This window comes from Streptomyces sp. NPDC107498 (genome assembly GCF_055582805.1).
In genome coordinates, this window is record NZ_JBVJPE010000011.1 from 287,179 (window position 1) to 300,061 (window position 12,883).

15 protein-coding genes are annotated in these 12,883 nt (G+C 73.2%); 8 read left to right on the forward strand and 7 right to left on the reverse strand.

Annotated features, from left to right (window positions below; all coding sequences use genetic code 11):
• Nucleotides 1-43: 43 nt before the first annotated feature.
• Nucleotides 44-529 (forward strand): SRPBCC family protein, encoded by a 486-nt coding sequence (locus tag ACZ66Z_RS21500; protein WP_469936200.1) that lies wholly within the window; start codon nt 44-46, stop codon nt 527-529.
• An 84-nt stretch (nt 530-613) separates the two neighbouring features.
• On the opposite strand, the gene ACZ66Z_RS21505 is transcribed toward ACZ66Z_RS21500, so the two are convergent.
• Entirely contained in the window at nt 614-1,030 is a 417-nt protein-coding gene (locus ACZ66Z_RS21505; protein ID WP_469936202.1) for a hypothetical protein, read from the reverse strand.
• Between the two features lie 166 nt (nt 1,031-1,196).
• On the opposite strand from ACZ66Z_RS21505, the gene sigJ reads away from it, so the two are divergent.
• Nucleotides 1,197-2,150: an RNA polymerase sigma factor SigJ gene (sigJ, locus tag ACZ66Z_RS21510; protein ID WP_469936204.1), complete on the forward strand. Its 954-nt coding sequence runs from the start codon at nt 1,197-1,199 to the stop codon at nt 2,148-2,150.
• 61 nt (nt 2,151-2,211) lie between these two features.
• Here the strand turns inward: sigJ and ACZ66Z_RS21515 are convergent, their stop codons facing one another.
• Complete coding sequence (locus tag ACZ66Z_RS21515; RefSeq protein WP_469936206.1) at nt 2,212-2,649, reverse strand: glutaredoxin domain-containing protein; 438 nt, start codon at nt 2,647-2,649, stop codon at nt 2,212-2,214.
• A gap of 236 nt (nt 2,650-2,885) precedes the next feature.
• On the opposite strand from ACZ66Z_RS21515, the gene ACZ66Z_RS21520 reads away from it, so the two are divergent.
• From ACZ66Z_RS21520 to ACZ66Z_RS21535, 4 genes are all read left to right on the forward strand, one after another.
• Complete coding sequence (locus tag ACZ66Z_RS21520; protein ID WP_469936208.1) at nt 2,886-4,064, forward strand: cytochrome P450; 1,179 nt, start codon at nt 2,886-2,888, stop codon at nt 4,062-4,064.
• A 17-nt stretch (nt 4,065-4,081) separates the two neighbouring features.
• Complete coding sequence (locus ACZ66Z_RS21525) at nt 4,082-4,312, forward strand: ferredoxin (RefSeq protein WP_469936210.1); 231 nt, start codon at nt 4,082-4,084, stop codon at nt 4,310-4,312.
• A 302-nt stretch (nt 4,313-4,614) separates the two neighbouring features.
• Nucleotides 4,615-5,310, forward strand: coding sequence for a type 1 glutamine amidotransferase domain-containing protein (locus tag ACZ66Z_RS21530; protein WP_469936212.1), 696 nt, complete (start codon nt 4,615-4,617; stop codon nt 5,308-5,310).
• 92 nt (nt 5,311-5,402) lie between these two features.
• The gene (locus ACZ66Z_RS21535) at nt 5,403-5,804 is read left to right on the forward strand and encodes a nuclear transport factor 2 family protein (protein ID WP_469936214.1); all 402 of its coding nucleotides are present in this window, start codon (nt 5,403-5,405) and stop codon (nt 5,802-5,804) included.
• Between the two features lie 176 nt (nt 5,805-5,980).
• On the opposite strand, the gene gap is transcribed toward ACZ66Z_RS21535, so the two are convergent.
• Together gap and ACZ66Z_RS21545 are read right to left on the reverse strand one after the other, a co-directional pair.
• Complete coding sequence (gene gap, locus ACZ66Z_RS21540; RefSeq protein WP_469936216.1) at nt 5,981-6,979, reverse strand: type I glyceraldehyde-3-phosphate dehydrogenase; 999 nt, start codon at nt 6,977-6,979, stop codon at nt 5,981-5,983.
• Nucleotides 6,980-7,089: 110 nt separating this feature from the next.
• Complete coding sequence (locus ACZ66Z_RS21545; protein ID WP_469936218.1) at nt 7,090-8,046, reverse strand: GlxA family transcriptional regulator; 957 nt, start codon at nt 8,044-8,046, stop codon at nt 7,090-7,092.
• A 379-nt stretch (nt 8,047-8,425) separates the two neighbouring features.
• Here ACZ66Z_RS21545 and ACZ66Z_RS21550 point away from each other — a divergent pair, with 379 nt between their 5' ends.
• Nucleotides 8,426-9,685: a serine hydrolase domain-containing protein gene (locus ACZ66Z_RS21550; RefSeq protein ID WP_469936220.1), complete on the forward strand. Its 1,260-nt coding sequence runs from the start codon at nt 8,426-8,428 to the stop codon at nt 9,683-9,685.
• Between the two features lie 160 nt (nt 9,686-9,845).
• On the opposite strand, the gene ACZ66Z_RS21555 is transcribed toward ACZ66Z_RS21550, so the two are convergent.
• Nucleotides 9,846-10,274: a nucleoside deaminase gene (locus tag ACZ66Z_RS21555; protein ID WP_469936222.1), complete on the reverse strand. Its 429-nt coding sequence runs from the start codon at nt 10,272-10,274 to the stop codon at nt 9,846-9,848.
• A gap of 107 nt (nt 10,275-10,381) precedes the next feature.
• Here ACZ66Z_RS21555 and ACZ66Z_RS21560 point away from each other — a divergent pair, with 107 nt between their 5' ends.
• Complete coding sequence (locus ACZ66Z_RS21560) at nt 10,382-10,828, forward strand: nitroreductase family deazaflavin-dependent oxidoreductase (RefSeq protein ID WP_469936224.1); 447 nt, start codon at nt 10,382-10,384, stop codon at nt 10,826-10,828.
• A 122-nt stretch (nt 10,829-10,950) separates the two neighbouring features.
• On the opposite strand, the gene ACZ66Z_RS21565 is transcribed toward ACZ66Z_RS21560, so the two are convergent.
• Nucleotides 10,951-11,784 carry a class II fructose-bisphosphate aldolase gene (locus ACZ66Z_RS21565; protein WP_469936226.1) on the reverse strand — a complete coding sequence of 278 codons (834 nt, stop codon included), beginning with the start codon at nt 11,782-11,784 and terminating at the stop codon, nt 10,951-10,953.
• A gap of 39 nt (nt 11,785-11,823) precedes the next feature.
• Entirely contained in the window at nt 11,824-12,747 is a 924-nt protein-coding gene (locus ACZ66Z_RS21570) for an SIS domain-containing protein (protein ID WP_469936228.1), read from the reverse strand.
• Between the last annotated feature and the right edge of the window lie 136 nt (nt 12,748-12,883).

Below are 12,883 nucleotides of genomic sequence, written 5' to 3' on the forward strand. Positions count from 1 at the left end.
AGTAGCAAGTGGGGCAGTCCCACGGGTGCGAGGGGAGCGGACCATGGACCGGCAGTGGAGCCTGGAGGAGAGCACGGTCGTCGACGCGCCGCCGGCGGTCGTCTACCGGTTGGTGTCGGACCTGCGGAACATGGGGCGGTGGAGCCCGGAGTGCCGGTCCGTGTGGGCGCTGCGCCCTCCGGCGCGCACCGGCTCCCGGTTCGTCGGGTTCAACCGGCGCGGGCCGTTCCTCTGGCCGACCCTCGGGCGGGTGACCGCAATGCGCCCGGACAGCGAGTTCGTCTTCGACATCAGCGTCCTCGGGCTGCCGATCGCCCGTTGGGGCTACCGCTTCGAACCGGAGGGCGCGGGGACGCGGATCACCGAGTCCTGGCAGGACCTGCGGACCGACGGGTACCGGGCCCGGGCCGCCGACCTGCTCGGAACGGTCTTCGCCGGGACGAACCCCGCCCGCCGGGTCGCCCTCAACCGGGCCGGGATGCGCACCACGCTCGAACGCATCGCGAGGACCGCGACGGCCGGGACCTGAGGCGCTCCCGGGCCTCGGGGCCGGGGCGCCGCACGGCCCCGCGCACCGGGACCCGGGGCGCTCCCGGCCGGGAACCGGCCGTGACTACGACTCCCGCGTGCGGGACCCGTCCCGCCGCCGCGCGGAGAGGACCCGGCCCAGGTCCAGCACGCTCAGGCCGAACATCAGGACGCCCAGGGGGACGTGGAGGGACGGCTCGTGCGCGACGCCCAGCACCACCTGCACCGAGGCGAGGACCAGGAAGCCGGTCGAGTACAGGACGGGGCGGGGCGAGCCGCCGCCCGGCTTCCAGGCGAGGACCGCCGCCAGCACGTACAGCATCGTGGCGCCGTACATCACGCGCGCTCCGACGCCGTGCAGCACCTCCCCCTGAGAGGACGTCAGGAGCAGCCCGGCGGTGGCGGCCTGGAAGAAGATGGTCAAGGTCTGGAGGGCGATCGAGACCTGCAGGAACGTGCTGCCGCCGTCCCGTACTGCCGTGGTCTGCGCGGTGGTGGCCATGACTCGGCCCTCTCCTTCTGCCTCGCGGCGGTGGCTCGGTAGTGTCTCGAACAGTCCGACGACGCAGACCTGTGAAATGTGAGGCGCCGGGAGCGCCGAAGGAACGAGATCCACGTCACACCGCGCCACGGCGCGGAGGACCGAGGAAACGGGAGCGGCCGAGATCATGAGCACCTCCGACGAACCGGTGCGCGACGGGACCGGGCCGGGCCTCGGCGTGGTCGTCGGCGAGCGGCGCCGGTTGATCGACCTCGGCTACCGGCTGCTCGGTTCGCTGACCGAGGCCGAGGACGCCGTACAGGAGACGTACGCCCGCTGGTACGCGATGTCGCCGCGGCAGCGGGAGGCCGTCGAGTCGCCGGAAGCCTGGCTGACGACGGTGGCCGGCCGGATCTGCCTGGACGTGCTCGGCTCGGCGCGGGCCCGCCGCGAGCGCTACGTCGGCGCGTGGATACCCGAGCCGCTGCCCGACCGCACGGAGTGGGCCGGGGCGCGGGCGGGCGACGGGCGGTCCGGACCGGCCGACCCCGCCGACCGGGTCACCCTGGACGAGTCGGTGAACATGGCGTTCCTCGTCGTACTGGAGTCGATGACCCCGGCCGAGCGCGTGGCGTTCGTCCTGCACGACGTCTTCACGTACCCCTTCGCCGAGGTCGCCGAGATCGTCGGCCGGTCGCCGGCCGCCTGCAGGCAGCTGGCGTCCTCGGCCCGCCGCCGGGTCCGCGCCGGGCGGCGGCCGGCCGGGCCGCCGTCCGGACAGGCCGTCCTCGTGCGGGACTTCAAGGAGGCGTGGGAGGCCAAGGACATCAAGGCCCTCGTCGGCCTCCTCGCCCCCGACGCCACGATGACGGCCGACGGCGGAGGCCTGGTCGGCGCGGTGCTGCGCCCGGTCGAGGGCAGCGCTCTCATCGCCCAGTACGTCGTCCACATCGCCGACAAGGCGCCGGGCCTCGAACTCCTCGAGCGCACGGTCAACGGCATGCCGGGCCTGGTCGCCCGGAAGTCGGGCGTCACCGTGACCGTGGCGGCGTTCGAACTCGTCGACGGCCGCATCGGCCGCATCTGGGCGGTGCGGAACCCGGAGAAGCTCCGGGCGTGGACGGACGACGCGGGGAACTGACTCGTTCGCCGAGGCGCGGCGCCGCCGCGTTTCCCTGCTGCGAGGCGGAGGCTCCTCCGCCTCACGCGGAGGAGGACAGCTGCTCCCGCACCCACGCGGGATCGGGGTTGACGAACGGCCGGCCCGCGACGACGACGGTCGGCACGGTCTCGTCGCCGTCGTTCGCCGCCCGCACCACCGCCGCGCCGTCCGGGTCCCGCCAGATGTCGACCCAGTACAACCGGCGGGCACGACGGCCCAGTCGGAGGCGCAGGCGCAGGCAGTACCTGCAGCCGGGCCGCCAGTAGACGATCGGGCGGCCGTCGGCCGCACTGCGGCGCTGCGCCTCCGACGCTCCTGTCGTCCTCGGGAAGACCAGGGGCGAGTGAGCGGCGGCGAACAGCCCGAACAACAGCAGGAACAGTGCGGCCCTCACGGGCCTTCCGTCGGAGATCGACCCCGCCGCGACGAGCGAGCCGCAGAGCAGGAACAACACCGGCAACATCCACACACGCGTCATGACGACGCAGGTTACCGACGGGCGCGGAGCGGCCGCAGGGCGGCATGGCGCCGATCGGCGGGCGAAGCGCCTCACGCGGGAACGCCCCCGAAGTCACCCGCCGTACGGACCGCGCCCGTTCCGGTGGAATGGCCGAACTGTGCGTAGACCAGATAGGTGCCTGAGGCATGTAGTGGAGACGGCAACACAGTCCCAGCCGCCGATGCGCCCCCAGCGAGGCCCCCGTGACGAAAGCCGTGGCATTCCCCCAGAACCGGACCTGCCCCTACCACCCGCCCACCGCCTACCCCCGGACCGAGGAGGATCTCCCGCTGACGAGGGTCACCCTGTGGGACGGAAGGCCGGTGTGGCTCGTCACCGGCCACGCGGCCGCCCGCTCGCTCCTCGCGGACCAGCGGCTGTCCACCGACTCGACCCGTGACGACTTCCCGCTGCCGACGGAACGCGCCACGGCCGTGCGCAGCCGCCGACGCGCGGCGCTGCTCGGCTGGGACGACCCCGAGCACAACGCCCAGCGGCGGCTGCTGATCCCCAGCTTCACGCTCAAGCGCGCCGAGACCCTGCGGCCCCGCATCCAGCAGACCGTGGACCGGCTCCTCGACGCCATGGAGGCACAGGGACCGCCGGCCGAGCTGGTGAGCGCGTTCGCCCTGCCCGTGCCGTCGATCGTCATCTGCGACCTGCTCGGCGTGCCGTACGCGGACCACGACTTCTTCGAGGAGCAGTCGCGGCGACTGCTGCGCGGCCCGACGGCCGCGGACACCGAGGACGCGCTGGCCCGGCTGGAGGGCTATCTCGGCGACCTGATCGACCGCAAGCGCCGGAAGCCCGGCGACGGCGTCCTCGACGACCTGGTGGCACGCGGGGCCGAGGAGGGCGGCCCCGGACACGAGGAACTGGTGCAGCTCGCCACGATCCTGTTGGTGGCCGGCCACGAGACCACGGCGAACATGATCTCCCTGGGCACGTACACCCTGCTGCGCCACCCGGAGCGACTGGCGGAACTGCGGGCGGACCCCGGTCTCGTACCGGCCGCCGTCGAGGAGCTGCTGCGGTTCCTGTCGATCGCCGACGGGCTGCTGCGGGTCGCGCGGGAGGACGTCGACGTCGCCGGGACGGTGATCCGGGCGGGTGAGGGCGTGGTCTTCTCGACCTCGGTCATCAACAGGGACGCCGCCGCGTACAGCGACCCGGACACCCTCGACTGGGCCCGGTCCGCCCGCCATCACGTGGCGTTCGGTTTCGGCATCCACCAGTGCCTCGGGCAGAACCTCGCCCGCGCGGAACTGGAGATCGCGCTCGGGACGCTCCTGCGCCGGCTGCCGGGACTCCGGCTCGCCGTCCCGGCGGAGGAGGTCCCGTTCAAGCCGGGCGACACGATCCAGGGGATGCTCGAACTCCCCGTCACGTGGTGAGGGGAGCGGTGCGGAACATGGCGAAGGAAACGGCGCCCCCGCGCGTGTCGATCGACGCGGACGTCTGCATCGGCGCGGGGCAGTGCGCCCTGACCTCCCCGGACGTCTTCACCCAGGACGACGACGGTTTCGGGACGGTCGTCCCGGGCCGGGAGGACGGCACCGGAACACTGGTCCGCGAGGCGGTGCGCGCCTGCCCCGTACGGGCGATCACCCTCCATGACCTCGCCGACGAGCCGCGTGCGTGACGGCGGTCGACGAGAACGGTGAGGGGGCGGCACCGTCACGGTCCGACGGTGCCGCCCCCTTCCGGCCGGTCGGGCAGGGGAGGATCACCCGGGGGCGGCGGGTGCGCATTCCCCGTCGAGCCATCGGGATCCCTATCGGAGGCATTGGTTTCTTCATTGGATACCCATGGATCTCCGGCCTACTGTCGGGGACGTCGCCACGCAGACGATCTCGCCGGAGAACGCCGTCCGGGCCAGAGTGTCCGTGTGCGCACTTCCGTCTCCGGGCCCCGGCCGGGCCCGCCACACCCTGGAGCTCCCCCATGTCGAAGATCCTTTTCGTGATGACCGGTGCCGACCACTGGACGCTGGCCGACGGCACCGAGCACCCGACCGGGTTCTGGGCCGAGGAGGCCGTCGCGCCGTACGAGGCGTTCAAGGCCGCCGGTCACGAGGTCGTCGTCGCCACGCCGGGCGGTGTCGTCCCGACCGTCGACGCGGGCAGCCTCGCCCCCGAGGTCAACGGTGGCCGGGAAGGCGCGGACAAGGTCGCCGCCGCGCTCGCCTCCATCGGCGAGCTCCGGCATCCGATCAGGCTGGAGGACGCCCGTCCGGCCGACTACGACGCCGTCTTCTACCCCGGCGGCCACGGTCCCATGGAGGACCTCGCCGTGAACGCCGCCTCGGGCAAGCTGCTGGTCGACACCCTGCGCTCGGGCAAGCCCCTGGGCGTCGTGTGCCACGGGCCCGCCGCGCTCCTCGCCGCCACCGACGCCGACGGCTCGAACGCCTTCGCCGGTCGCAAGGTCGCCGCGTTCACCAATGCCGAGGAAACCCAGGCGGGCCTCGCCGAGAAGGCGAAGTGGCTGCTGGAGACCCGGCTGGTCGAGGCCGGCGTGGACGTCCGGATCGGCGAGCCGTGGGCGCCGCACGTGATCGTCGACGGGAACCTGGTCACCGGCCAGAACCCGTCCTCCTCCGCCCCGCTCGCCGAGGAACTGCTCAAGAAGCTGGCCTGACCCGAAAGGGGCGGCCCGAATGGACAGGACCGCTTCGCCTCACTAGCCTCCCCTCCACCTAGTCAATTAATTGAGTAGTAGTGGAGATGGGCATGAAGTCTTTCCGGCAGGCCGTCGAGGCGAACGACCACGCGGCGATCGAGGCACTCCTCGCCGAGGACGTCGTCTTCACCAGCCCCGTGGCCTTCAAGCCCTACCCGGGCAAGGCGATCACCGCGGCCGTCCTGCGCGGGGTGACCCGCGTCCTCACCGACTTCCGCTACGTCCGGGAGATCACCGGCGAGGACGGGCGCGAGCACGCCCTCGTCTTCGAGGCCCGCGTCGGCGACCGCGCGATCACCGGGTGCGACTTCCTCCACCTGAACGAACAGGGCCTCATCGACGACTTCATGGTCATGGTCCGGCCGCTGTCCGCCGCGCAGGCGCTGGCCGAGGCGATGGGGGCCCAGTTCGACCGCATCGCCGCCGAGGCCGCCGGCGCGGACCCGGCGTGACGTGACCCCGCCCGCGGAGGCGGCGCCGGAGGCAGTACGGGCAGCCTCTCCCGTCCTGAGGACGAGGACGCTCCGGTCCGGGAACGCGTCACACGCCGACCCCCGTGCGGTCGGAGTCGGCGTGTGACCGTGCCCGTTCCCACCGCGCGCGGTGGGGTCGGCCGTTCGGCTCGTCGTCAGCGCGTGGCGATGAGCTGCAGGGTGTCGATCACGCGGTTCGAGAAGCCCCACTCGTTGTCGTACCAGGCGACGACCTTGATGTGGCGTCCCTCGACGCGGGTGAGGGCCGAGTCGAAGATCGACGAGTGCGGGTTGCCCACGATGTCGGCGGAGACCAGCGGGTCGTCCGAGTACTCGAGGACGCCGGCCAGCGGGCCTTCGGCCGCGGCGCGGTAGGCCTCCAGGACCTCTTCGCGGGTCACGTCGCGGGCGACGGTCGTGTTGAGCTCGACGATCGAGCCCACCGGGACCGGCACGCGGATCGAGTCGCCGGACAGCTTGCCGTCCAGGTTCGGCAGCACGTGGCCGATGGCCTTCGCGGCGCCCGTGGAGGTCGGCACGATGTTGACGCCGGCGGCGCGGGCGCGGCGCGGGTCGCGGTGCGGGCCGTCCTGCAGGTTCTGCTCCTGCGTGTAGGCGTGAACCGTCGTCATGAAGCCGTGCTCGATGCCCGCGAGGTCGTCGAGGACCTTCGCGAGGGGCGCGAGCGCGTTGGTCGTGCAGGAGGCGTTCGAGACGATCGTGTGCAGATCGGCGTCGTACGCGTCGGTGTTCACGCCGTAGGCGAGGGTGACGTCGGCACCGTCCGCGGGCGCGCTGACGAGCACCTTCTCGGCGCCGGCGTCGAGGTGCGCGCGGGCGGCCTTGGCCGAGGTGAAGCGGCCGGTGGACTCCAGGACGATGTCGACGCCGAGTTCGGCCCACGGCAGCTGCGCCGGCTCGCGCTCGGCGAGCACCTTGATGCGGCGGCCGTCGACGACGAGGGTGTCCCCGTCGACGCTGACCGGGCGGCCCAGACGACCCGAGGTCGAGTCGAAGGCGAGGAGTCGCGCAAGGGCCGTGGGCTCCGTGAGGTCGTTGATGGCGACGACCTCGAGGTCGCTGTCGCGCTCGAGGAGCGCGCGCAGCACGTTGCGTCCGATGCGGCCGAAACCATTGATGGCGATACGAGTCATGAGCGGTGTCCCTTCCGATTCGCCACCCAGGTTCGCGCGGAATGATCGCTCCGACCAGCGGCGTGATCGCCACGGTCCGCAAGTATCGCGCCAAGGGGTCGACGGGCGGGCTACTCCCCCTGCGCGAAGGTGCGCCGGTACTCGGTCGGCGTGGTGCCCAGGATGCGCTGGAAGTGCAGGCGGAGATTGGCCCCGGTGCCCAGGCCGACGTCGGCGGCGATCTGCTCGACGCCCCGCTCGGACCGTTCGAGCAGTTCACGGGCCATGTCGATGCGGGCGCGCATGACCCACTGCATCGGCGTGTAGCCGGTGTCCTCGACGAACCGGCGCGAGAACGTGCGCGGCGACACCGCCGCGTTCCGGGCGAGGACCTCCAGCGTGAGGGGTTCGCCGAGCCGGTGCAGCGCCCATTCGCGGGTGGCGGCGAACCGCTCGCCGAGCGGCTCCGGCACGCTGCGGGGCACGTACTGCGCCTGGCCGCCGCTGCGGTACGGGGCGGCCACGAGCCGTCGGGCGGCGTGGTTCGAGGCGCCCACGCCGAGGTCCCCGCGCAGGATGTGGAGGCACAGGTCGATGCCGGAGGCGGCGCCGGCGGAGGTGAGCACGCTGCCCTCGTCGACGAAGAGGACGTTCTCGTCGACGTGGACCAGCGGCCGCTTGGCCGCGAGCGCCCGCGCGTAGTGCCAGTGCGTCGTGGCCCGTTTGCCGTCGAGGAGGCCGGTGGCGGCGAGGGCGAAGGCCCCCGTCGAGATGGCGGCGAGTCGCGCTCCGCGGGCGTGGGCGGCGATCAGCGCGTCGACGACGGCTCGCGGTGGGTCCTCGCGGTCCGGGTGGCGGTAGCCGGGGACGAAGACGACGTCGGCCCACGCGAGTGCTTCCAGGCCGTGGGCGACCTGGTACGACAGCCCGTCACCACCGGCCACGACGCCGGGCTCCGCGCCGCAGACCCGCACCTCGTACGGCATGCTCGCCCGGGTCGTGAACACCTGCGCGGGGATGCCGACGTCGAGGGGTTTCGCGCCTTCGAGGACGAGGACGGCGACGCGGTGGAGACGTGGAGCAGACACGTCCACGAGGGTACGCGTCCCCGTGTCCCCGCTGGTCAGCGGCGTCCGTGGGCACCTCCGGCCGCCGGACGCGCAGGGGGGACGCCCTTGGCCGCCGGAGGCGCAGAGGGGACGACGTCCCCGGCCGCCGGCGCGCGGGGAGGACGACGTCCCTGCGCGTCCGGGTGCGGGGCCCGGCCGTCGTGATTCCGGTCGGACCGCGGCCGGGACGGAACTGGACCGTCCGGAAACCGTCGCCCATGTCAGGAACCGCCGACGCGTCACGGCACTCCTGATCGTTGGGCACGGGGACCGCGCGCACCGGCGACGCGGTCCCCGCCCCTGCGGCCCACCCCCGCCCAGTGCCGCGCCGAACGTTCGAAGAAGCCGAGGAATCACCGTGCCCCTGTCGTCGCACCGCCGCCTGGCCGTGAGCGCCACCCTGATCGCCGCCCTCGCGGCGGGTGTCGCCCCCGCCACGAGCGCGTTCGCCGCTCCCCTCTCCCCCTCCGCGGCGACCACGCCCGCGGCTCCCGCCCCGGACATGGAGGGCGTGACCGCCGCGCTCGACGCGGCCATGGCCAACGGCGCGCCGGGGGCGATGGCCCGCTTCACCGGCCCGAACGGGGTCGAGAGCCGGACCGTCGGCGTCCGGGACCGGACGTCGGGGGCGCCGATGGACGTTCACGCGCGCTTCCGGATCGGAAGCGTCAGCAAGACGTTCTCCACGGTCGTGCTCCTGCAGTTGGTGGAGGAGGGCCGGCTGGAACTCGACGCGCCCGTCAACCGTTACCTGCCCGGGCTGCTCCCCGACGACCGCATCACGGTCCGGCACCTCCTCACCCACCGCAGCGGCCTCGCCGACTACACCGACGCGATGTTCGCCGACACCGTGCCCGGCTTCGAGGCCGTGCGGAACCGGGTGTTCAGCTACCAGGAGCTCGTGGACCTCTCCCTGAGCGAGCCCCGCACCACCGAGCCCGGCGTGGCGTACAAGTACTCCAACGCCAACTTCGTGGTCGTCGGCATGCTCATCGAGAAGCTCACGGGCCGGCCGGTGTCCGACGCGTACGAGCACCGCGTCTTCAAGCCGCTGAAGCTGCGCAGGACCTCGTACGTCCACCCCGACACCCGCATCGAGGGCCTGCACGTACGGGGTTACCTGCACCCGGACGCGGCCGGCGACCCGCTCGTGGACTCCACGGAGCAGACCGTGTCCTGGGCGCAGTCCGCCGGGGCGGTCATCTCCAGTCCCGCCGATCTGAACACCTTCACCAGCGCGCTCATGCGCGGCCGGCTGCTGTCCCCGGCGATGCTGGAGGAGATGACGACGGTCACGCCGACGGACACCACCGACACCCGGTTCTACGGACTCGGACTGCGCCGTTACGACCTGTCCTGCGGCACCCAGGTGTTCGGCCACACGGGCACCGTGCAGGGCTTCTACACGTACGCCTTCTCGACCCGCGACGGCCGGCGCAGCCTGTCGGCCGTCGCCAACACCTCGAACCACGGTGCCGCCAACACGGCGCTCGGCGGGACGCTGGAGGCGGCCTTCTGCGGCAAGAAGCCGGCGCCGTCCTCGCGGGCCGCCTCCCCGTCGGCGGCACGTGACCTCTCGTCGCTTCCGGCGGAGCGGGACCTGCCCGAGCGCCACTGACGGTCCTCCGGCGAGGCCCCGGTGACCACGCCTGGCACCCGATGACGTCGATGGCGACGACCCGGTCGGCACCGCGGTCCCGGAGGGCGAACTCCAGGGCCGCGGCGGGCGGTTCCGGAAGCGTGCCCCCGCGCCCGGAACCGCCGGCCCGGGCGCCGGGTCAGCGGTAGTACCCCTCGACCACGGCCCGTGCCTCGTCGAACAGCGCGGGGCCCTCCTGCGGTACGGGCGGGCGGTCGCCGGACGGGCGGATGTCGAGGAACTGTTCGCCGGAGAGGGCGTAGACCACGCGGCGGAGGCCCGCCTGCCGGACGACCGCCTCGCACATGCCGCACGGCTGACAGCTGGTGTACAGGGTGGTCTCGGCCGCCGTGGCCGGGTCCAGTTCCCGGGCCGCCCATCGCGCGAGCTTCAGTTCGGGGTGCGCGGTGATGTCCCGGTCCGTGAGGGTGGTGTTGCGCTCCTCGGCCAGGACGGTCCCGTCCGGGGCCGCGAGGAGCGATCCGAACGGGGGGTCGCCGCCCTCCCGCGCCTCGGCGGCGAGGGCGATGGCGCGGCGGAGGAGGGCGCGGTCGTCGGCCGGGGTCATGACGGCTCCGTTCGGACGCGGTGTCGGGAGAGGGGGCACGAGGTGTCGGATAGCGTCGGGGGCAACCGGGCCGGCACCGCCGGACACCATCCGAAAGGACACGCACCATGCCCCTCGAAGGCGAGTACGAGCCCAGCACGACGTCGTGGGTGCGCGACCAGGTCGAGCTGTACGAATCGTCCGGCGGCACCGAGGGCACGACGATGCGGGGCCTCCCCGTCGTCCTGGTCACGAACCTCGGCGCCCGGAGCGGCAAGCTCCGCAAGACTCCGCTCATGCGGGTCGAGCACGAGGGCGCGTACGCGCTCGTCGCGTCCAACGGCGGCGCGGTCAAGCACCCCGTCTGGTACCACAACCTGGTGGCCGCGCCCCTGGTCGAACTGCGCGACGGCACGCACGTGTGGGACATGAAGACGCGTCTGGTCACCGGTGAGGAGCGGAGGGCGTGGTGGGAGCGGGCCGTCGCCGCGTTCCCGGACTACGCGGACTACCAGCGCAAGACCGACCGGGAGATCCCCCTCTTCGTCGCGGAGCCGGTCGTCCAGGACGTGTAGTCCCCGCACCGCCGCGGGCCGACGGCCGCGCCGCCTCCCTCCCCCTTCCTGCGCGGGGGAGGCGGCGCGCGGCCGGGGCCCGAGCGGGCGGGACCCGAACGGGCGGGGCCTCCGTGCGGGGCTCACGGCGAGAGGACCGCCAGGAGGTGGGAGACCTCGCGGGCCACGGCCGCGCGGGCCGGGGTCAGGTAGGTGCGGGGGTCGATCGTCGCGGGGTGCTCGGCGAGGTGGGTGCGGACGGCTTCGGTGAAGGCCTTGTTCAGGTGGGTGGAGACGTTCACCTTGGTCATTCCCGCCGCGACCGCCGCGGCGAGGTGCGGGTCCGAGACGCCCGAGGAGCCGTGCAGGACGAGCGGGGTGTCGACGGCCGCACGCAGCCGGGCGATCAGGTCGAAGTCGAGGACGGCGTCCCGGGTCACCATCTGGTGGGCGCTGCCGACCGCGACCGCGAGGGCGTCGACGCCGGTGGCGGCGACGAAGGCGCGCGCCTCCTCGGGGTCCGTGCGTACGCCCGGGGTGTGGGCGCCGCCCTTGCCGCCGACCTCGCCGAGTTCGGCCTCGACCCAGACGCCGTGACCGTGGCAGTGCTCCACGACCTCGCGGGTCGCGGCCACGTTCTCCGCGTACGGGAGCTTCGAGGCGTCGAACATGACGGAGCCGAGACCGAGCGCGACGGCCTCCCGGACGAGGTCGGGGTTCTCGGCGTGGTCGAGGTGGACGGCGACGGGGGTCTTGGCTGCGCGGGCGACGGCCAGGGAGGCGAGCGCGACCGGTTCCAGGGCGCCGTGGTAGCGGACGGTGTTCTCGCTGATCTGGAGGACGACCGGGCGGTCGGCCTCCTCGGCGCCGGCCACGATGGCCTGGGCGTGTTCGAGCTGGAGGACGTTGAAGGCCCCCACTCCGGCGCCCGCGGCGCGGGCGCGGCGGACGATCTCGTCGGTGGGCGTCAGCGGCATGGTGTCTCTCCCGGGCGGTGGGCGGGGGCGGGGCGGCGGTCAGGCACGGACGTCGGTGAGGACGACGGAACGGGTCAGGTTCCGGGGGGTGTCCGGGTCGAGCCCCCGGGCCTCGGCGACGGCGACGGCGAGCCGCTGGGCGCGGACGAGCTCGGCGAGCGGGTCGAGGTCGCTCTCGGCGAGGGTGCCGCCGACCTTGCGCACCTCGTCCGCGAGCCCCGCGGGCAGGGCGCCGAAGCCCCAGGTCACCCTGCCGGGGCCGGTGATGCTGATCGGGCCGTGGCGGTACTCCATGGCCGGGTACGCCTCCGTCCAGGCGCCGGCCGCCTCGCGCATCTTCAGGCCTGCTTCCAGGGCGAGTCCGTACGTCCAGCCGGTGCCGAGGAAGGTGAACTGCTCCGCCGTGCGCACGCCCTCGTCGAGCGGGGAGACGAGGGCCCGCTCGGCGTCGCGGGCCGCGTCCTCGACGGTGGCGAGTCCCTCCGGCAGGGCGTCCTCGGCCTCCAGGTGTGCGCGGAACAGGGCGAGCACCGTGGTCGCGAAGCGGGTCTGGACGACGGACTCCTCGTCGGCGAAGTCGAGGACGGCGACCTCGTCGGCGAGGTCCATCACCGGGGTCGTGGGGTCCGCCGTGATCGCGCCGGTGGGGACCGTGCCGCGCAGCCGGGACAGGACGGCGAGGACCTCGCTGGTGGTGCCGGAGCGGGTGATGGCCACGACCCGGTCGTAGCGGCGGCCGTAGGGGAACGCGGAGGCGGCGAAGGCGTCGGTCTCGCCGTGGCCGCCGGATTCGCGCAGTTCCGCGTAGGCGAGGGCCATGAACCAGGAGGTGCCGCAGCCGATCACCGCGACCCGCTCGCCGCGTCGGGGCAGGGCCGCGACGTGCTGGGACAGGGTGCGGGCCGCCTGGCGCCAGGTCTCCGGCTGGGAGGCGATCTCCACGGCGGTGCGGGTGGTGGTCATGCCGATCTCCTTGCAAGAAAAGTGCGCGATATTGATGGAACTTGCTTGAAGACGGATTCATTCAAGCAGAAACATGCATCCCCTTTCCAGATCCCACGCCCGCCGGTGGCCCCGACCGGCCGCGTGCACGAGCGGG